This window comes from Micromonospora sp. NPDC005252 (assembly GCF_042872475.1).
GTDB lineage: Bacteria > Actinomycetota > Actinomycetes > Mycobacteriales > Micromonosporaceae > Micromonospora.
In genome coordinates this window covers 42,413-61,886 of the sequence record NZ_JBIAKN010000002.1, presented here as the reverse complement: position 1 = coordinate 61,886, position 19,474 = coordinate 42,413, and the positions used below count along the sequence as shown (strand labels likewise).

Genomic DNA, 19,474 nt, shown 5'->3' with positions numbered 1-19,474 from the left:
GCCGGCGTCAGATCGGGCCGCTGGTGTAGATCTCCGTGCTGCTCTCGTTGCCGATGAACGGGTTGTTGACCGCCCACAGCAGACCCTCGTCGTACTCCGGCACGTCGAAGTTGCACATGACCCAGCCGGCGTCCGCGCCGCTGCTGTTGAAGCACTGCCGGCTCCAGTCCGGTCCCTGGATCGTGCCGGCGGCGGACGCGCCGTTCGCCTTGGTGTCCTTCACCCAGACCCGATCCCCGTACGCGGCGAAGCACGCCTTGGCGCCGGTGGTCGACACGCACCACACGTCGACACCGTTCGCCGCCGGCGGCGCACCGCTCGGCGTGCCCGTGGCCGCCGACGCCGCCGAGGCGGTGCCGACCAGAATGAGGGCCACGGTCGCCGGCACCATGATCAGCGCGCCGACACGCCACGTACTCGGCTTTTTACGCATCCACGTCAACTCCCCAGCATTCACCATGATCGTCATCCCGGTGCAGGACCGTAGCAGCCGGGCGTGACTACCATCCCCTCGTGATCGAGGAGTTGATCAGACGTGCTGCCGCCGAGGACGACGACGCGATCGAGGAGTTGTGCGCGATCGCGGACACCGACCCCCGAAGGCTGACCCCGCACCTGAGTCTCCTGCTCGACCTCGATGTGCTGTACCCGGCGAAGTTGTACCGCGCGGCGGACGCCGACGTGGTCCGTCGGGTCATCGAGCAGGTCGACAGCGGCCGCACGCCCGATCGGCTCAACCACCTGCTCATGGTCCTGGCGCACAGTGCTCACCCGTCCGCCGAGAGCGCCCTGCGTCGCTGGACGCCGCAGCCTCCCGCAGGTTCGGGCGAGCTGTACGTCAATGCGCTCCGCTACGCCCACGAGGGCGGCTGGACGGTCGGCTCGGACGGCCGGCGACGGGACCTGTGCGGGAACACCGCGTACCGGTGGGTCATGCGCGAAACAGCACCAGGCGCGGATCGGCCCGGCTGCCCCTGGTGTGCCTCGCCGCTGTGGGTTGCAGCAGACCTCGACACCACGGATGCCGCCATCGCTGCGGCACTGGCCCACACGGGGTGGTCCGGGCGGTTGGTGATCGAGACCTGCCACTTCTGCGCCTGCTACACGACGTTGTACAGCCACGTCATTCCGGCCGGTGGCGCCACCTGGTGGGCCGGCAACACCCGCCCGAGCTACCTCCCGGACGCCGACGAACCGGAGGACCCTCCGACGCTGGCGCCGGTCCTCGGGCAGGCCTTGGCAAGCCCGTATCAGGTCAGCGCCTGGAACCAGGGTGGATCGACACTGGGCGGCCGGCCCGAGTGGATCCAGGACGCCGAGCACGCCGACTGCCCCGGTTGCGGCGAACCGATGGACTACGTGGGTCTGATCGCTGGCGCCGACCTGGACGACTACGGCGAGGGCGCCTACTACCTGCACCTGCACCAGCCGTGCGGGTTCGCCGCGGTGAACTACCAGCAGAGCTGAGGGCCGAAAGGGGCTCCATCACGGGCCGGTGGCAATTCCGCGTTCGACTCAGAACCACGTCCATGGGCGGATCGCCCTCCACACACGTCCGCGCATCCGTGCGCGCCGCGGGTGGAGGAAGACCTCGATGTCCTCCAGCGCGTTGCCGGCGGTACCGGTGACGTGTGGCAGCGCCCGGGCTCGGCGCAGAGCGGCGACCACCCGGCGTTCATCCAGTTGACGGTAGACCCTTGCGAGATGCCCCAGGCACGTCGCTGCGAGCGCACTGACCTGGCGATCGTCGTGTTCGAGCAACCGAAGGTGCAGTTCCTGGAGCTCTCTCCAGTCCCCGTCGCCGTACAGGGCGGTGCCGACCATGGCGTCCAGCGCGGCCGGCAGATCGCCGCGGTCGAGCGCGGCGCGTACCTCATCCGGTGTCGATGGCGGCGGGTTGTGGAAGACGTGATGCTCGTGAGGCACCGGCGCATCCTCCCTCATCCCGCGCTGCGACGCGTGGCCCGAGTCGTCGCGCTCGGCTGGCGGCGCAGGACTCCACCGACGTCAGAGCAGTTGAAGGTAGGAGACGGTGGCCGCGTTGTCCGGGCGTAGGTGGCCGCCACACTGCCCTCGATCGAGGTGCTGCGGGACCGCTGCAAGGCATCCGCGGTGAGTTGATTACGTGGAGTCGGCAGCAGACCTGGCCCAAGGAGTTACCCGTGGCACTTGGCAGCGAGCAACGTCGTGGGGAACGCAAGCCGCGCATCGAAGGGCTGTTCGCCGGTGAGCAGGTTGAAGCCGCGCTCGACCTCCTGCACCTCATGGACATGGCGTGGCACGACTGCTACGGCCCCCAGGAACTGGAGGTTCCGCCTTCCGTGCTCGACGATGTCCTGTTGCTGGCGGAAGGTGACCTCGCCGTCCTGATCACGGTTGCTCGCGAGGCAGTTGTCGACTTCCGTGACGTCCGGATCGCCGCCGACGCAAGACGTACGACGAGCAGCTAGCGGCTAGCGGCGCACGCCTCCAGCAGCCTGGCTCCTGTCGTCTGCGCGCGCGACCGGGTCACACCGCCAAAGGGTGGCTGTCACTTCAGGTGGGCGGCGAGCGGGATGTTCTGCGCCCGGAGGGCGGTGGCGATCAGGCCGGCGATCTGTCTGGCGCCGGCCGCCTCGAAGTGGGTGTGGTCGTTGCAGAAGAACGCGCCGACCGCGCCCGTCGAGTAGTCGCCGTTGTTCGGGCACAGCCTGAGCGTGTTGTAGAGCGCCACGCTCTTGGCGTGCAGGTCGATGACCGGTACGCCGTTGGCGGCGGCCGCAGCCGTCGTCTCGGCGACGAAACCGCGATTGCCGACGGCGGAGCCGCCGCTGCAGGTGATTGCCGCGACCGGGGTGACGAAGATTGGCTTCACCCCTCTGGCTTTGGCAGCCGTCGCCATGACGCCGAGCAGTTCCTTGAAGCGATTGGTGCCAACGTGTCGCGGGCAGGCCGAGTCACCGTCGTTGATGCCGAACTGGATGATCAGATAGTCACCGTTCTTGAAGCCGCTGCCGGTGTCCAGCATCGCCGACCACCGCGCGCTGTAAGCAGTCGAGCTGAGCGTGCACTCGCCGGCCGAGTTCTTGGTGGAGGTCACATTGCCCTCGTAGAGCCACGTCTGGATGCTGCGACCGCCGACGGCACTGTTCTGGACGGTGACGTTCGACGTGAAGTAGGACGCGAACTGGCTGCCCCAGCCGATCGGACAGGAACTGGCGTTCATCATCGTGGAATCGCCGGCCATCCACACCTTGATCGGCGCGGGTGCCGATGACGTGGAAGGGGTCGCCTGCGGCGTGCTCGGCTCGGGGCAGGGCGTTGGCCCCGGCGTGGGCGTCTGCGCGGTGGGGGTCGCTGCCGGTGGGCCGGCACAGGTGATGCCGTTGAACGAGAACGACGACGGCACCGGGTTGCTGCCGCTCCACGAGCCGGTGAAGCCGAAGTTGACCGATGCGCCGGAGCCGACGGCACCGTTGTAGCTCACGTTGGTGGCGGTCACCGCCGTGCCGGTGACCGTGACGGCGGCGTTCCACGCCTGCGTCACGCCCTGCCCGGGGGCGAGACTCCACCCCACGGCCCAGCTGGTCACCGCGTCACCGAGGTTGGTGACGACGACATCGGCCCCGAACCCGCCGGTCCACTCGCTGGTGACCCGATAGGCGACACCGCACGCCGGGGTGGCGGCCTGGGCGGTGGCGATGCCGAGCCCGCCGGCCACGACGGTCAGGACCGTTGCTGCCAGGACCACGAGACGCCATCGACGAACCGTCATCGGGTCACTCCTGCCTTGATCGGAGACGCTCGCCATCACGTGGCGGCGGCGCACGGGGAGCCGTTGAGGGCGAAACCGGTCGCTCCGCCGAGCGGGCTGTCGGTGACGAATCCGAAGCTGACCGAACCGGCGGCCGGGATCACCGCGTTCCAGGAGGCGTTCACCGCCGTGGCCGCAGCGCCGGACTGCGTGACGGTGGAATTCCAGGACTGCGTGATCCGCTGACTGCCTGGCAGGGACCAGGTCAGTGTCCAACCGTTGACCGGGACGGTGGAGGTGTTGCTGAGCGTCACGTCGAACTGGGCGCCCGTACCCCAGTCACCGGTCTTGCGGTAGGTGACCGCGCAGGCCCCCGCAGGAGCGGTCGGCGCAGGGGTGGTCGGCGCAGTCGTGGGGGGCGGGGTCGTCGGGTCCGGGGTCGTGGTCAGTCGTGCGCTGAGGACCGGGGCCAGCCTGTCGGTGATGGCCTGATGGCCCGCGTCGTTCGGGTGCACCGAGTCGCTCAGGCCGCCGGACGGCAGCCAGCCGGTGGTGTCCACGTAGAATACGTTGGCATCACCCGCGGCGTTGCGTGCCCGCACCGCCGCCTCCGTCTCCGTGGCATAACGACCGATGAACGTCCGCATGGCGAAGAGCTTGGCGTTCGGGAACCTGGCCCGGATCCTCGTGAGGAAGGTGGTGTACGTCGCCTGGAAGGCCGCGGCGCTCACGCCATGGCTCTTGTCGTTGGTCCCCAGGTTGATCACCACGCCGTCGGCCGTGTAGCGGGAGAAGTCCCACGGGTCGGTGCCGGCCTGGCCACCGGACGACATCCAGTAGCGTGTCTCCTGCGCCCAGCATCCATCGGTCGTCTCGGCCAGACACATGCCACCGATCGCGATCTGGGTGTGGTCGTAGCCGAGCCTCTCACCGACCTTGAAGCCGTAGTCGGTCACGGCAAGCTGACTGCTCGTGGCCCCTGCGGTGATCGAGTCACCGACGAACTCGACCAGCTTGGGGCGGGCCGGTGGCGCGAATGTGCCCGCGCCCGACTCCAGGATCAGCCCCTGGAAGACCGCGTCACCCGTGTAGGAGCCGGCCACCTGCCGGTAACTGACGATCAACGTGTGGTTGCCGGCCGCCAGCGCGGTCGGCGTCAGGTTGATCGTGCCGGAGCCCGTGAAGGACGTGAACGCCCTACCGTCGATGCTGGCCCACAGCTGGATGGTGTTGCGCTGCCGGAGCTTCACCGTTCTGCCGGTGAACCCGACCCGCAGGTACGCGCCGGCCCAGTAGGGCACGTAGGCCGAGGCGTTCGTCTTGTTCCACCGGCCGACGAAGCTGATGTTCGAGTCGGCCGGTGTGCCGTCACCGACCGCAGCCTCGGCGCTGAGGACCGGCAGACCTGCGGCGAGCACCACGGCGGCGACTGCGATGAGGGCCGCGGTCCGCAGGGAACGAATCTTCGTCATCGGATGGGGTTCCAGCCGTCGTTACCCGCCAGGTAGGCGGTGGGTGTGTACTGGGTGGCGGTGGAGGCGCTCATCTGGGGCCGGTCGGCGTTGATGACGGCGCCAGCCCCGGTGCTGCTGTACTCGGCGAACCGGGCGGTCCGCCACGAGAAGCCGGACATGTCGGTCCAGGGGTCGGTGCGGATGTGTGCGCCCATCGCGACGCCCCGGTAGAGGACCTGACCGCGGGCGTTGACGTCGCCGCTGGGGTGCCAGGGCCGGCCCAGATAGACGGTCCTGGCGGGAGCGTTGCTGGTCAGTGTGGTTCCCCAGAACAGGAAGCCGAACTTGTTGTTGATGTCGGTGGCCGCAGCGGTGATGTAGCCGTTGTTCGACGACGAGCCCCGGGTGAGCGAGTGCACGGTGCCGTTCTGGAAGACCATGGTGCCCCGCCCGAAGATGAAGTCGACGTCACCCTCCACGTAGGAGTTGCGGACGTAGAGACGCCGGACCGAGCTGACACTGGGTGCGTTGACCAGCAGGGTGTCCTGGTTGCCGAGGATGCGGACGTTGTCGAACTGCACCCGGTCGCCGGAGGTGTTGACGGCGACGGCCTGCTCGGCGTCGAGGGTGTTGGCGGCCTCGTTGAAGTCGTTCGACATGGTCAGATTGCTGATCGTGGTGTCGTTGGCGTTGACGAAGACCGAGGCACTGCCGGACGTGCCGTACGTGCCGCCACCGGGCTTGGTCTGGCCGGCCGCGTGCCCTTCGACGATCACCACCTGGGCGGCGGAGCTGCCGGCGCCGGCCAACGTGAGGTGGGGCTTGTTGGCGGGAATGGTGACCACGCCCCGGTAGGTGCCGGGTCTGATGGTGATGGTGACCGGAGCGCCGTTGTTCGCCGCGACACTGTCGATCGCCGCCTGCACGGTCGTGTAGTTGCCGCTGCCGTCGGCGGCCACGGTGATGGTCGCGGACGCGGACGCGGCAGAAGCCATCGAGACTGCGGCGGCGAGAGCGCACACCGTCACCACCGCCACCGAGCGCACGCGAAGAACCCTGCCGGACGTGGTCATAAGCGTTCTCCGATCCCACCGGGCCGCTGCCGAAGATGATGTCGACCGGCAGACGACGACGTTAAGTGAACGTTAACATCGATGACCGGGAATATAAAGGTGGCGGGCACGGGGGGTGAGCCACCCGTTCATCCGACCTGAACGTCTCTCCCGGATGCGGCGGGCTCGGTGGCCACCGACGGTGTCCGCCTGGGCAGCAGGAGCGGGGTGGCGAGCAGGAGAACGCCGGAGATGGTGATCGCCGCGAGAGGGCTGGTGAGGGTCGCGAGGACGCCCCAGATCACCACCAGGGCCGCCTGGACGAGTCTGCTGACGGCACTCCACGTGCTGAGGACGCGGGCGGTGTGGCCGAGCGGGGTGCGGTGCAGTCGTTCGGTCGCGTAGATCGGGTTGAAGACGCCCATGCAGGTGATCAGCAGGCCCTCGACGACGATCACGGTGACCAGTCCGGGGATGCCCGGCTGGACGAACGCGAGACCGAGTGGGAAGACCGAGCGCAGCCACCCGGACACGATCATGACGCGGTGCCGGCCGTGGCGGGCCACGAGGCGCGCGGACAGGCGGGCGCCCACCAGGCCGCCGAGCGCCGGGACGCCGAAGGCGAGGCCGTACTGCCAGGCCGGGAGGTGGTACTGGCCCAACAGGAGGACAGCCAGGAGCGGGGCGGTGGCCATGATGAGGCCGCCGACCAGGATGGAGTTGAGGAACAGCCCTCGCAGGGCACGGTCGTGCAGGATGAACCGCCAGCCGACCAGAAGATCGGCGCCGTGCAGCCGGCCGGCACGGTCCTGGGGCGACGCGACGTCGCCGCCGCGGATGCGCAGGACCGCGAGCGCCGACAGCAGGTAGCTGAGGGCGTCGGCCGCGACACTGACGACCGGGCCGAGCAGCCCGACGAGCGCGCCACCGAGGGGCGGGCCCACCGCCGTCGCCGCCCAGCTCGTGGCCTCGAACCGACCGTTCGCCACCAGCAGGTGATCGCCCTGGACGAGATACTTGAGGTACGCGCCGGACGCGGCGGCGAAGGCGATGCTCGCGGTCCCGGAGAGGACCGAGACGACCAGCAACTGGCCGTAGGACAGCAGACCGAAGGCGTACGCGAGCGGGACACTCGCCATGGCCACGAACCGGAGCAGGTCCATGGCGACCAGCACCGGACGCTTCGCCCGGTGCTCGACCCACGGCCCGAGCGAGAACGCCACGACCGCCGCGACGGCCGGTCCGGCCGCCGCCAGGATCGACACGGCGAACGCCGGCGAGTGCAGGACGCGAACCGCGATCAGCGGGAACGCGCCGAAGGCGATCCACGTGCCGTACGTGCTGACGGCGTACGCCGACCACAGCCAACCGAAACTGGACCCCAACCGCGCGCCCATCCGCCCCCCTCGTGACAACCGACGTTCGGGTCCGGGCAGCACACCAGCGCCGCCGACGTCGGCGCAAACAACCAACGTCCGGGCGTGTCACAACCAACGGTTGTACGGGTGGATGATGGTCCGGTGGATACCGAGGCAGTGCGATCGTTCGTCCGGGCGGCCGAGTTCGGGCAGTTGCAGCACGCGGCCGAGGAGCTGGGCGTGACGCAGCAGGCCGTGTCGAAGCGGATCGCGGCCCTTGAACGCGCCCTCGACGTCCGGCTGTTCACCCGTACTCCCCGAGGGGTCGAGCTGACGCTCGACGGCCAGGCATTCCTCCCGCACGCCCGGGGCATCGTGGCCGGGGTGGACCGCGCCCTCGGAAGCTGATGGCCGCGAGCCCGCAGCACCCCGCCGGCCGACCGCACTCGCCGCGGTCGCGCCCGAGCAGGATGAACGGATGTCGAGGGCGACCGGACTGCGACGAGGGTTTCTTTTGGGGGCCGCGTCGATCCACCGGCCGCTCGTTCGACGTGTGGGGTGAGGGCCGAGGGGCGGCCCCGCCGGACGAGGAGAACAAGTTGTCGAAGTACATGCTGATCATGCGAGGCACCGACGAGTCGAACGCCGCCATGATGGCCTCGATCGACGAGGCGATGGTCGCGACCCGCACGTTCATCGAGGAGATGGTCAAGGCCGGTGTCCTCCTCGCGGCCGAGGGGCTGGACGATCCGGCCCAGGGCGTCGTGGTCGACTTCGGCGGCGAGGCCCCGGTGGTCACGGACGGGCCGTACGGCGAGACCAAGGAACTGTTCGGTGGCTACTTCCTGCTCGATGTCGCCTCGAAGGAGGAGGCGGTGGAGTGGGCCAGGAGGTTCCCCGCGGTCCGCGGCTCCAAGATCGAGGTCCGGCGGGTGGCCGAGGCCGACGAGGTCCCGACGGACAGCGCGAGCAACGGCCACCTCTGATGGGTACGGCCGACGTCGAGGCCGTCTGGCGGATCGAGTCGGCGCGGATCGTCGCCGCGCTGACCCGGTTCACGGGCGATTTCGAGCTGGCCGAGGACGCCGCCCAGGAGGCGGTGGCCGAGGCGCTGGTGTCATGGCGGCGTGCCGCCCCGGTCAATCCGGCCGGTTGGCTGATGGCCACGGCCCGACGGCGGGCCATCGACGCGATCCGCCGCCGAAGCGCGCTCCAGCAGCGGTACGCCCTGCTGGCGGTCGACGCGGCGGCCTGCCTCGTTGACGAGGACATCGACCCCGACCGGATCGACGATGACGTGCTGGCGCTGATGTTCGTCAGCTGCCACCCGGTGCTCTCCCCCGAGGCCCGGGTGGCGCTGACCCTGCGCGTGGTCGGCGGCCTGTCCAGCGAGGAGATCGCCCGCGCGTTCCTCGTGTCCGTGCCGACCGTGCAGGCCCGCATCACCCGCGCCAAGAAGACGATCGCGGCGGCCCGGGTGCCGTTCGAGCTGCCGCCGGCCGCCGAGCGCCGGGAACGGCTCGGCGGCGTGCTCAGCGTCCTGTACGTGATCTTCACCGAGGGGTCGACGGCCACGTCGGGCGACCGGTTGCTGCGCCCCGACGTCGCGTACGAGGCGATCCGGCTGGCCCGTACGCTGGCCGCGCTGCAACCGGACGAGCCGGAGGTGCACGGCCTTCTCGCGTTGTGCGAGCTGACGGCCGCACGCTTTCCGGCCCGGACCGGCCCGGACGGCTCGCCGGTCCTGCTGGAGGACCAGGACCGGCGGCGGTGGGACGTCTCCGCGATCCGTCGCGGGCTGACCGCGCTGGCCAGGGCGTCGGCTCGCGGGCTCGGCCCCTACGGCCTGCAGGCCGCGATCGCCGCCACCCACGCGTCGGCGCCCTCCGTCGAGGCGACCGACTGGGAGCGGATCGTGGTGCTCTACGAAGCGCTCGGCCGGGTCGCCCCCTCACCGGTGGTCGACCTCAACCGGGCCGTCGCCGTGGCCATGGCCTCGGGCCCGGCGCACGCCCTGGCCATCGTGGACGAGCTGATCGCCGCGAACCGGCTCCCCGGATCGCACCTGGTCCCGACCGTACGCGGGGAGCTGCTGGCCCGGCTCGGACGGCGAGCGGAAGCGCGCGCCGAGCTGGAGCTGGCCGCCCGGCTGTGCGCCAACCAGCGTGAGCGCTCGGTGCTGCTGCGCAAGGCGTCGGAGTCAGCGAGCCCGGGACCGACCATAGATTGACACTTTTCGTTACGGCAGTGATAGTAACTGCATACCGCTCCCATCGGATCGCCTGTGGGGACCCCGCCGGGTGGTCGACGCGTTCGCCTCGACCTGGCCCGTGGCCTGCGCTGACCGCTGCGGTCGCAGCGTGAACGAACAGCCGCCACCGCCGCCGCCGGGAGCCCACCGTGACATCCGTTGGAGGGGTGCATGAGAAGGAGATCGAAGATCTACGCGGGGCTGGTGACCGTCATCGTCCCGGTTGCCTCGGTGATCATGATGCTCGGCGCGACACCGGCCGATGCCGCCGTCGGCGGTTCCGGGCCCTATCCCGCCGACTACGAGACGTCGGCCAGCCTGGCCAACCACACCATCTTCCGGCCCCAGACCCTCCCGTCCGAACGCCTCCCCATCTTCGTCTGGGGCAACGGCGGGTGCTCGGCCAACGGCCTCTCCCAGGGCAACTTCCTGCGCGAGATCGCCTCCCACGGTTTCCTCGCCATCGCCAACGGAGCCCCGAACGGATCCGGCTCCACCACCTCCCAGATGCTCACCCAGTCCATCGACTGGGCAGTGGCGGAGAACTCCCGGCAGGGCAGCAAATACTTCAACAAGCTCGACACCACCAAGGTCGCCGTCGCGGGCTTCTCCTGCGGAGGGCTGGAGGCGTACGCGGTCTCGGCCGACCCGCGCGTCACCACGACCGGGATCTTCAGCAGCGGCCTGCTGAACGACGCCGACGACTACCAGCTCAGGAGGCTGACCAAGCCGATCGCCTACTTCATCGGCGGGCCCAGCGACATCGCCTACCCCAACGCCATGGACGACTGGGGCAAGCTGCCGACCGGGCTGCCCGCCTTCATGGGCAATCTCAACGTCGGTCACGGCGGCACCTACGACCAGGCCAACGGCGGCGAGTTCGGCCGCGTCGCGGTGCTCTACCTCAAGTGGCGCCTGAAGGGTGACACCACCGCAGGCGCCAACTTCGCCGGCCCCGACTGCGGCCTGTGCCGCAACCAGTGGACCGTCCAGCAGAAGAACCTGACGCTCGACGGCGGCACGCCGCCCACCACGCCGCCACCCACGACACCTCCGCCCACGACGCCCCCGCCCAGCACACCCCCGCCCAGCACACCCCCGCCCAGCACACCTCCGCCGACCACGCCGCCGCCCACCGGCACCCCGGCCTGCACCGCCGTCTACTCAGTCCAGGACCAGTGGAACGGCGGATTCGTCGCCACCGTGACCGTCACCGCGGGGACGTCCGCGCTCACCGGCTGGCGGGTCACCCTCACCCTGCCGAGCGGAGCTTCGGTCAGCTCGGTGTGGAACGGCGTCGCCAGCGGTACCAGCGGCACCATCACCGTCGCCAACCAGAGCTACAACGGACGACTGGCGGCAGGTCAGACCACCAGTTTCGGGTTCCAGGGCACCGGTAACGGCAGCGGCACCACCGCCACCTGCACCGGAAGCTGACGCAGGCAGCTCTGCGGTTCGGCGCCGGGGGCGCCGGCCCGCAGAGCCGTTGTGCGCCCTTCCACTGCTGGCCGTGCGCACCCGGTCAGAGCGCCCCGGTCGGCATGCAAGACTGCCGCGGTGCCCTGGGAAGCTGCGATGCCGCCTCGCCCGCCCTCGAACCCCGTCGCGCTGATACCGGTCGACCGGTCGCACCGGGCGGTGCTCGGCAATCTGGGTCAGTTGTATCGCCATGACCTGTCAGAGGCGTACGGTCACGTCCCCAACGATGATGGCACGTTCAACGACCGGCCACTCGACCGGTTTCTCGCCGGCGTCGACCCCCAGCGCCGGGCATGGTTGATTACCGCGGCCGGCCGTACGGCAGGGTTCGTGATGACCACGCCGACCGAGGACGGCGGCAGGTCCGTCACCAGTTTCTTCGTCGTCCGCGCGCTGCGTCGCACAGGCGTCGGCCGTACCGCTGCCGTTCAGGTCATCGCACTGTGCCCCGGAAAGTGGAGTATCGGCTTCCAGCGTTACAACACCGGCGTCGAAGCGTTCTGGTCGCGGGTGGCAGAACAGGTCGTCGGGGACGCGTGGGAGGTCCACGACGGTCCGACTGCCGAAACGCGGCCCCCCGACACCTTTATCACCTTCACCACCTCCGGCTGACAGGATCGTCGCGGCCGGCGGGAGCTGCTCCCCGGCGGGTCATCGGCGGAGCGTGGCCGGTCGCGGCAACGGTCAGACCTGTCGCCACACCTGGAAGGTCTGCTGAACTCGCCACGTTCCGTCGGGCTGCTGTGCCTCGTTGCGCCAGCGGAACTCGTCGGCGCCGATGTCGGAGAAGGTCCACCGCAAATCACCGCCGTCGAGCACGATCTGCTCGCCGACGCGGGCCGCCCGGAAGGTGTGCGTCCGCTGCCGGCCCGGCCCCACCCAGGTCGAGCGCCAGATTCCCGGCCCTGCCGTAGGATCGGGGAATCGCACGCTGACGCCGTGTTCGACGCCGGGCAGGATCCAGACATCGGTGGTCGCCCGACCGCCCAACGCGTACCCGAAGTGCCACTCGCCCCGGCGGACGGACGAGGACCCGTCGGGGTCGTACTCGGTGCAGTCCAGTGCCCAGGAGCCCGTGAACTGTCCGAACAGGCTGAGGTCGACGCCATCGGCGGGGCCGTCCGCGATGAAGGCGGCACCGACGGCAAGGGATGAGTCGCGGAGCATGTCAGAACGATAGCCACACCACCGAAGCGGGTGAGGTAGCTCGTGACGGCGGCCCGGAACTGGCGAATGAGCGCACGTTCGGAGAAGTCCGGTGTGAGCGAATGCCCGATACTGCTGGACGTGAGTGAAACGGCAGGCCCGGACCGCTGGAATGTGGCGAACACGGCCCTGCGGGCGGCTGCCGACCGGTTCATCGAGATGGTGGCCGCCGCGCCCTCGCCCACGGTCCTGGTCACCGACGACTGGACCCTCGCCGACACCGTCGCGCACGTGGTGTCGATCGCGGTGCTGTACGTGTCCCGAGTGGACGGCACGGAGGTCGGCATCCGGGTGCCGGGCCTGGAGGACATGCTCGCCGTCACGAACGTCGACACGGTGACCGACGTCAACAGCCACGTGCTCGCCCACTTCACCGAGCGGGAGCCGGAAGTCCTGCTGCCGCAGTTGAACACCGCGATCGCCCGCCTCCTGGCCACGACCGCGGATCCGCGGTCGACGGTGAGTTGGCTGGGCAACGCGCGGGTGACGCTCGGCGGTCTGTTCGCCCATCTGACCAACGAGCTGCTCGTGCACGGCTGGGACATCGCGCGGGCGCTGCGCCGACCGTGGCCGATGCCGGACGAACACGCCGCCCTCTACTGGGACCTGTTCATGTTCGAGATGCTGCGCGACTCGTACGGGGTGCTGCTCAACACCGAGCTGCCGATGCCTCGCCACCACGTGTCGGTGCAGTTCCGATCGGCGTTCACGCCGACCACGACGCTGACGCTGGGCGACCGCAGGGTGTGGATCGCACCGCCCGACGCCCCGTTCGACGTGCGCGTGAGGTTCCAGCCCGCCCGGTTCAACCTGATGATGTTCGGCCGGATCAGCATCGCTCAGGCGATGCTGCGGCGCGACGTCGTCATCGGCGGGCCACGGCCGTGGCGGCTGCCCGCGTTCCTCCGGGTCGTGCACATGCCCAACGGTCGGCTCGCGCCGACGGGAACGGAGAGCGCCGATCGACGACGGAGCGACGGGCCGAACGGCAGCACTGGCGACCGGTGATCGTCGTACGCGGCCGGCCAGCTGTCAGCTGGCCCGGTAGGTGAGGTAGCGGCCCTCCGGCCAGCTGTGGAAGTTGTTGAGGTCGGTTGCCGGACCGCTGCAGTCGGGGGTCCGGTAGCCGGGCACCGAACCGAAGCCACCGCTCCAGGTGAGCATCCAGGCCGCGTCGGCCGGGACCTGGTGGCAGATGCCGTCGGGTGTGGCCAGCCTGCCGGCCACTTCGGTCGGGTAGCTCGAGTAGAAGACCAGGCCCTGGTCCGGGCTCTGGAACGGTTCGCCGGCCACCGCGGGCGACCCCGGCAGCGTCACGGCCAGCGCGGCGATCAGGACGGCGGCGAAACCCGCCGCGGTCCGGTGGGCGAATGTGCGCATGAGCGTCCTTCCCGGAACGGCGTTGAAAGAGCGGACCGAAAGCTGACTCGGTCCAGAGTCAGAGTGACACGCATCGATGCATCAGTCCATCCGGGACGCCTTTCGACACGGATCGCGGCAGACGCACGCGCTTGATAACGTCGGAGAGAAACCCTCCAGGTCCCGCCCGGCCAGCTCGACGTCGGCCAGGGAAGGTCGCGCGCCGCCGCGCGGGCGCGGTGTCCCGCTGCCGCGTCAGGAAACCGCTTACCCGAGGCTATTGACGGTCGTCACTGGCTGTCAGTACCGTGATGCGGGCAGCAAGAAAGCGCTTTCCGACCCTCACCGTCCGACAGGGAGCGCCCCCATGCCCAAACACCTGCGCGCGATCTGCCTCGCCCTGCTCACCGTCGCCACCGTGCTGAGCACCACCACCGCCCTGCCCGCCGAGGCCGCCCCGCGCTTCCGGGTGCTGGTCTTCTCGAAGATCACCAACTTCTACCACGACTCGATCCCGGCCGGCGTCGCCGCGATCCAGCAGCTCGGCGCCACTCACAACTTCGAGGTCGTCGCCACCACCGACGCGGGCGCCTTCACCGACGCCAACCTCGCCACCTTCGACGCCCTGGTCTTCAACAACACCAACTCCACCCCCGCCTCGGGTGACCTGCTCAACGCCAGCCAGCGCGCGGCGTTGCAGACGTTCATCCGCAACGGCGGCGGCTGGGCCGGCCTGCACGCCGCCTCGGCCAGCGAACGCGACTGGCCGTGGTACGAGGGCCTGGTCGGCACCATCTTCGACTACCACCCCGACTTCTCGGCCACCGGCGGCACGTACCCGGGCCGGGTCAAGGTCCTCGACCGCGCCCACCCCTCCACCCGCAACCTGCCGGAGCTGTGGGAGCAGAGCGAGGAGTGGTACAACTGGCGGACCAACCCGACCGGCAACGTGCACACCCTCGCGCAGATCAAGGTGCGCGACGGGATCAGCGGTCTGGACGAGGGCGTCGACCACGCGTACTCCTGGTGTCAGCACTACGACGGCGGCCGGTCGTGGTTCACCGCCGGCGGGCACGCCAGCTCCCGGTTCAGCGAGCCGGCGTTCCTGGAGCATCTGCGCTACGGCATCGAGTGGGCCGCCGGCGCGGTCGCCGGCGACTGCTCCGCCACCAGGACCGGAAACTTCGAGCGGGTGGGCCTGGTCACCGAGAACCTGGCCGACCCCTTCGAGCTGGCCGTCGCCCCGGACCGGAAGGTCTACTACATCCAGCGCACCGGCGCGCTGAAGGTGGTCGACTCGAACACGCTCCAGGTCACCACGCTGCTGGACTTCGCCTACACCTCGGCGATGACCGACCAGTCCGACGGGCTGCTCGGGATGACCCTGGACCGCAACTTCGCCAGCAACGGCTGGGTCTACCTGCTCTGGTCCGACAAGACCCTCAAACAGCTCAACCTGTCCCGGTTCACGGTGGCGAACAACAGCGTCGCGCTGTCCTCGGAGAAGCGGCTGCTGACCGTTCCGACGTACCGCGGCGTGGGCCGGGCCAACTCGCACATGGGCGGCTCGCTGGCCATGGACGCGGCCGGTCGCCTGTACGCAGCGATCGGCGACAACACCGACCCGTTCGCCTCCAGCGGTTACACCCCCATCGACGAGCAGGCCGGCCGGGCCGCCTGGGACGCGCAGGGCACCGCCGGCAACACCAACGACCTGCGCGGCAAGATCCTGCGGATCACCCCGCAGGCCGACGGTACGTATACCGTGCCGAGCGGCAACCTCTTCCCGGCCGGCACGGCGAAGACCCGGCCGGAGATCTACGCGATGGGCATGCGCAACCCGTTCCGGATCACCATCGAGCCGCAGACGAACGCGGTGCTGGTCGGTGACTACGGCCCGGACGCCCGCGCGGCCGACCCCAACCGCGGTCCGGAGGGGACGGTCGAGTTCAACCGCATCACCGCCGCCGGCAACTACGGCTGGCCGTACTGCGTCGGCAACAACATCCCGTTCAACGACTACAACTTCGCCACCAGCACCTCCGGGGCGAAGTTCACCTGCGCGGCGCTGACGAACAACTCCCCCAACAACACCGGCCTGACCACCCTGCCGGCGGCGAAGTCGGCGCTGGTCTGGTACGCGTACTCCGCCTCCAGCCAGTTCCCGGAGGTGGGCACCGGGGGCGGCGGCCCGATGAGCGGGCCGGTCTACGACTACGACCCGGCCAACACCCGCACCACGAAGTTCCCGGAGTACTTCGACGGCAAGTGGATCACGTACGAGTTCACCCGCAAGTGGTTCAAGACGCTCTCGATCCACCGGACCGCGCAGACCTTCACCAACTCGCGCTTCGGTCCCACCGCCGTCGGCGACCTCCAGTCGATCAACGGAATCTTCGACAACATGAGCTGGATCCAGCCCTTCGAGGCGGAGTTCGGCCCGGACGGCTCGCTCTACGTCATCGACTTCGGCGAGGGCACCGGCAGCGGTCGTGGCGGCAGCAACGCCGGCGCCGGCATCTACCGGATCGACTACGTGGCCAACGGCCGACCACCGACCGCGAAGATCGCCGCCACCCCGGACAGCGGACGCGCGCCGCTCGCGGTCAGCTTCTCCTCGGCCGGTACGGCGGCCGGTGACGGCTCGGCGCTCAGCTACGCCTGGGACTTCTCCAACGACGGCACCACCGACTCCACCGCCGCCAACCCGAGCTTCACCTACTCGACGGCCGGGAAGTTCACCGCCCGGCTGACCGTGCGCAACAGCGGCAACGGGTTGACCGCCAGCGCCGTCACCGACGTGGTGGTCGGCAACACCCGACCCACGGTGACCATCACCGTGCCCGACGGCGGGTTCTTCGACTTCGGCGACAAGATCCCCTACACGGTGATTGTCACCGACCCGGAGGACACCACCATCGACTGCGCCAAGGTGACCGTCCAGACCCAACTCGGCCACGACACGCACGCCCACCCGCTGGACGTCTACACCGGCTGCTCGGGACTGCTCGCGACCGAGGCGGACGCCGGTGACGGCCACGGGCCGGGGCAGAACCTCTACACCGTCGTCACCGCGCAGTACACCGACGGCGGCGCGGCCGGCGGCGTACCGGCGCTGACCGGCTCGACCCGGGCGCAGCTGCAACCCAAGAGCAAGGAGGCCGAGCACTTCAGCGCCCAGTCCGGCCTCACCGTGAACGACCGGACCACCGCCCGCGCCGGCAAGCGGCTCGGCGACGTCGACCACAACGACTGGGCGGCGTACGGGCCGGTGGACCTGCGCAACATCGGCTCGGTGACGCTCGGGGTGACCAACGGCGGGCTCGGCGGCGTCATCGAGCTGCGCACCGGCTCCCCCACCGGCACCCTGATCGGCTCGGCCACCATCGGCTCGACCGGCGGGTGGGACAACCTGGTCTCGCCCACCGTCACGCTGACCAACAAACCCACCGGCACCACAGTCCTGTACGCCAGGTTCGTCAACGCCGCACAGGTCGGCGGCACACCGGACCTGCTCTCGCTCGACTGGCTGCGGTTCAACGGGGCCGGCGTCAAGCAGGAACCGGGCGGGACGCTGTCGCTCGCGGCCAACCCGGCCAGCGGCACCGCGCCGCTGACCACCACGCTGACCGCCACCGCGACGGCACCGTCGGGGCAGAGCATCACCGACTACGCGTGGGACTTCGGCGACAACAGCGCCGTCACGCACGGCGCGACCCTGCGGTCGACGAGTCACAGCTACACGCGCAAGGGGACCTTCACCGCCCGGGTGACGGTCACCTACACCAGCGGGGAGACCCGCTCGCTCAACCTCACCGTCACTGCCACCTGATCGGGAGTCGGGGGTGGACGGGCCAAACCCCCGTCCGCCCCGCCGAGACGGGCCCGCGGAGCCGCTGACGGCGCAGATCTTGGACAGTTTCCGTTCGGCCCGAACGGAAACTGTCCAAGATCTCCCCTCGGACCTCGGCGACATCCACCTGAGCGTGTGACATATTGCCCACGTCCGGGGGCAGCGAGTTCCGGCAGCCGATACCTACAGTCGGGGCCATGAGCACCGACACCGCCGTGCGGGGCTGGCTGCGCGACCGGGGCGCTGAGCAGATCGCGCATCCCGGGGGCAATCTGTACGCCCACCTGTGTCGCGTCAGCGACCGACTCGCCGCGCTCGGCTGCGACGGCGACGTGCAGGCCGCGGGCCTCACCCACGCCGTCTACGGCACCGACGGGTTCGACCTCACCCTGCTCGATCGGGCCGATCGTGCGGTCCTGCGGGATCTGATCGGCGCCGACGCCGAGGAGCTTGTCTATCTGTACGGCGCCTGCGACCGGGAACGCAGTTGGCGGGAGCTGGCCACGACCGGCCAGGTGTTCGACCGCTTCGTGGGTCAGGTGAGAACGACGAGTGGGGCTCAACGTCGGTCGCTCATCGACCTGAGCATCGTCAACGAACTGGACGTCATCGAGCGACCCGCCATGGGAGCGCTCCCCCACCTAAGCCGTCGACGGTTAATCGAGGATTTGCACGGTGTTACGGATCGCCGGAGATAGAAGATCACGTCGCGGCCACTGTGCCTAGATCGTCTTTCCAGGCGCTGGCAGAGCGGGGTCCGCGCTCCCAGGTGGATGGTCAGATCGGGAAGCGGCCCTGGCGCCATTGCCAGTGGCGGCCGGCCGCCAGGTGGTCGACGATCGCGCGCTGGAGGGCGGTGCGGCGCGGCAGTTGATCGAGCGGCGTGCTCAGGGTGCGGAACGTGAACCGCAGCACCTCGACGTCGGCGTCCAGCCCCTCCGGCTCCTCGTAGGGCTCCAGCTCGAACCGTCGCTGGAACCGGACGATGTTGGAGTCCTCGGGCAGGTACTCCCGCAGCTGCGGGTCGAGCAGCCACGAGCCGCAGGAGAACTCCGTGTAGCGCTCGTCGGGGAAGTGGCGCGGGAAGAACGCGCGGGCCTCGTCGAGCGACGCCGTGATCGCCTCCGGCGTCAACGGTCCCGACTCCGGGATGTGCAGGCCGAGGGTCGTGCCGCCCCGGTGGTGCTGCAGCCGGCCCAGCTCGTAGACGCCGCCGCGCACATGCAGCGTCAGCCAGCTCTGCATCACCGGCCAACCCTCACCCCGCATCCGCCGATCGACGGCGAGATTGCGGCCCAGGTCCGCGAGGGTCAGCCAGGAAACGGCATCGGGCACGCCGTGGTCGCGGTGGTAACCCCGGACGACGTCGACCAGGGCGAGGTACGCGTACACGTAGAGGTGCCGCCACGCGTTGCCCCGTTCGCGCGGCAGCTCCGGACCGGGCGGCAGCCAGACGTGGCCACCGAGATCGGCACGGACCAGTGCGATCGAGCGGTCGAGCAGCCAGCACAGCTCCGGAGTCCACAGTGCGGAGTCGGGGTCCGGCCAGCCCGCCATGATCTCCGCGGCGTCGTCCGGCCGCACCGCGAGCCGGTCAAGGAGCGCGGGCGCGTCGGCCCTGGCTGGCAGCGGAGCCGACGGCTGGTCCCCGGCGAGCCGGTGCACACGCTCGACGTCCTCGACGGGCACCCCGAGCCGGGCGGCGATGTCCTCCAGATCCATGCCGACG

General features: G+C 69.8%; 19 protein-coding genes. 10 read left to right on the top strand and 9 right to left on the bottom strand.

Going from position 1 to position 19,474, the window contains the following annotated elements:
* Nucleotides 1-7 precede the first annotated feature (7 nt).
* Nucleotides 8-469: a hypothetical protein gene (locus tag ACFYPH_RS06090; protein WP_355137490.1), complete on the bottom strand. Its 462-nt coding sequence runs from the start codon at nucleotides 467-469 to the stop codon at nucleotides 8-10.
* A 44-nt stretch (nucleotides 470-513) separates the two neighbouring features.
* Here ACFYPH_RS06090 and ACFYPH_RS06085 point away from each other — a divergent pair, with 44 nt between their 5' ends.
* Nucleotides 514-1,467: a hypothetical protein gene (locus tag ACFYPH_RS06085; protein WP_355137492.1), complete on the top strand. Its 954-nt coding sequence runs from the start codon at nucleotides 514-516 to the stop codon at nucleotides 1,465-1,467.
* Between the two features lie 48 nt (nucleotides 1,468-1,515).
* On the opposite strand, the gene ACFYPH_RS06080 is transcribed toward ACFYPH_RS06085, so the two are convergent.
* Nucleotides 1,516-1,944, bottom strand: coding sequence for a hypothetical protein (locus tag ACFYPH_RS06080; protein ID WP_355137494.1), 429 nt, complete (start codon nucleotides 1,942-1,944; stop codon nucleotides 1,516-1,518).
* Between the two features lie 218 nt (nucleotides 1,945-2,162).
* On the opposite strand from ACFYPH_RS06080, the gene ACFYPH_RS06075 reads away from it, so the two are divergent.
* Complete coding sequence (locus tag ACFYPH_RS06075) at nucleotides 2,163-2,450, top strand: hypothetical protein (RefSeq protein ID WP_387179494.1); 288 nt, start codon at nucleotides 2,163-2,165, stop codon at nucleotides 2,448-2,450.
* 80 nt (nucleotides 2,451-2,530) lie between these two features.
* Here ACFYPH_RS06075 and ACFYPH_RS06070 read toward each other — a convergent pair whose 3' ends face one another.
* The 4 genes from ACFYPH_RS06070 to ACFYPH_RS06055 all read right to left on the bottom strand — a co-directional run bounded on the left by ACFYPH_RS06070 (nucleotide 2,531) and on the right by ACFYPH_RS06055 (nucleotide 7,636).
* The gene (locus ACFYPH_RS06070; protein WP_355137498.1) at nucleotides 2,531-3,754 is read right to left on the bottom strand and encodes a cellulose binding domain-containing protein; all 1,224 of its coding nucleotides are present in this window, start codon (nucleotides 3,752-3,754) and stop codon (nucleotides 2,531-2,533) included.
* Nucleotides 3,755-3,789: 35 nt separating this feature from the next.
* Nucleotides 3,790-5,205, bottom strand: a complete 1,416-nt coding sequence (locus ACFYPH_RS06065; RefSeq protein ID WP_355065123.1) for a cellulose binding domain-containing protein — start codon at nucleotides 5,203-5,205, stop codon at nucleotides 3,790-3,792.
* Entirely contained in the window at nucleotides 5,202-6,182 is a 981-nt protein-coding gene (locus tag ACFYPH_RS06060; protein ID WP_387179490.1) for a pectinesterase family protein, read from the bottom strand. Before ACFYPH_RS06060 ends, ACFYPH_RS06065 begins: the two co-directional genes overlap by 4 nt.
* 206 nt (nucleotides 6,183-6,388) lie before the next feature.
* The gene (locus ACFYPH_RS06055; RefSeq protein WP_387179487.1) at nucleotides 6,389-7,636 is read right to left on the bottom strand and encodes an MFS transporter; all 1,248 of its coding nucleotides are present in this window, start codon (nucleotides 7,634-7,636) and stop codon (nucleotides 6,389-6,391) included.
* A 123-nt stretch (nucleotides 7,637-7,759) separates the two neighbouring features.
* Between ACFYPH_RS06055 and ACFYPH_RS06050 the strand changes: the two genes are divergently transcribed.
* The 5 genes from ACFYPH_RS06050 (at nucleotide 7,760) to ACFYPH_RS06030 (ending at nucleotide 11,939) form a co-directional block, all read left to right on the top strand.
* Complete coding sequence (locus ACFYPH_RS06050; protein WP_355065117.1) at nucleotides 7,760-8,005, top strand: LysR family transcriptional regulator; 246 nt, start codon at nucleotides 7,760-7,762, stop codon at nucleotides 8,003-8,005.
* Between the two features lie 191 nt (nucleotides 8,006-8,196).
* Nucleotides 8,197-8,583 (top strand): YciI family protein, encoded by a 387-nt coding sequence (locus ACFYPH_RS06045; RefSeq protein ID WP_355065115.1) that lies wholly within the window; start codon nucleotides 8,197-8,199, stop codon nucleotides 8,581-8,583.
* On the top strand, nucleotides 8,583-9,827 hold the full coding sequence (locus ACFYPH_RS06040) for an RNA polymerase sigma factor (protein WP_387179484.1): 1,245 nt from the start codon (nucleotides 8,583-8,585) through the stop codon (nucleotides 9,825-9,827). The genes ACFYPH_RS06045 and ACFYPH_RS06040 overlap by 1 nt, the downstream gene beginning before the upstream one ends.
* 192 nt (nucleotides 9,828-10,019) lie before the next feature.
* The gene (locus ACFYPH_RS06035; RefSeq protein WP_387179481.1) at nucleotides 10,020-11,285 is read left to right on the top strand and encodes a cellulose binding domain-containing protein; all 1,266 of its coding nucleotides are present in this window, start codon (nucleotides 10,020-10,022) and stop codon (nucleotides 11,283-11,285) included.
* A 120-nt stretch (nucleotides 11,286-11,405) separates the two neighbouring features.
* Complete coding sequence (locus ACFYPH_RS06030; protein WP_355065109.1) at nucleotides 11,406-11,939, top strand: hypothetical protein; 534 nt, start codon at nucleotides 11,406-11,408, stop codon at nucleotides 11,937-11,939.
* Between the two features lie 72 nt (nucleotides 11,940-12,011).
* Here ACFYPH_RS06030 and ACFYPH_RS06025 read toward each other — a convergent pair whose 3' ends face one another.
* A complete protein-coding gene (locus tag ACFYPH_RS06025; RefSeq protein ID WP_387179478.1) occupies nucleotides 12,012-12,494 on the bottom strand; it encodes a hypothetical protein in 483 nt (160 codons plus the stop codon).
* 120 nt (nucleotides 12,495-12,614) lie between these two features.
* Between ACFYPH_RS06025 and ACFYPH_RS06020 the strand changes: the two genes are divergently transcribed.
* On the top strand, nucleotides 12,615-13,541 hold the full coding sequence (locus ACFYPH_RS06020; RefSeq protein WP_387179475.1) for a maleylpyruvate isomerase N-terminal domain-containing protein: 927 nt from the start codon (nucleotides 12,615-12,617) through the stop codon (nucleotides 13,539-13,541).
* Between the two features lie 24 nt (nucleotides 13,542-13,565).
* On the opposite strand, the gene ACFYPH_RS06015 is transcribed toward ACFYPH_RS06020, so the two are convergent.
* A complete protein-coding gene (locus ACFYPH_RS06015; protein ID WP_387179472.1) occupies nucleotides 13,566-13,913 on the bottom strand; it encodes a hypothetical protein in 348 nt (115 codons plus the stop codon).
* A gap of 346 nt (nucleotides 13,914-14,259) precedes the next feature.
* Here ACFYPH_RS06015 and ACFYPH_RS06010 point away from each other — a divergent pair, with 346 nt between their 5' ends.
* Both ACFYPH_RS06010 and ACFYPH_RS06005 read left to right on the top strand, forming a co-directional pair.
* Nucleotides 14,260-17,724, top strand: a complete 3,465-nt coding sequence (locus tag ACFYPH_RS06010) for a ThuA domain-containing protein (protein WP_387179467.1) — start codon at nucleotides 14,260-14,262, stop codon at nucleotides 17,722-17,724.
* Nucleotides 17,725-17,942: 218 nt separating this feature from the next.
* Nucleotides 17,943-18,443 (top strand): DUF6817 domain-containing protein, encoded by a 501-nt coding sequence (locus ACFYPH_RS06005; protein WP_355137520.1) that lies wholly within the window; start codon nucleotides 17,943-17,945, stop codon nucleotides 18,441-18,443.
* Nucleotides 18,444-18,522: 79 nt separating this feature from the next.
* On the opposite strand, the gene ACFYPH_RS06000 is transcribed toward ACFYPH_RS06005, so the two are convergent.
* Nucleotides 18,523-19,467, bottom strand: coding sequence for an acyltransferase domain-containing protein (locus ACFYPH_RS06000; protein WP_387179463.1), 945 nt, complete (start codon nucleotides 19,465-19,467; stop codon nucleotides 18,523-18,525).
* Nucleotides 19,468-19,474: the final 7 nt, after the last annotated feature.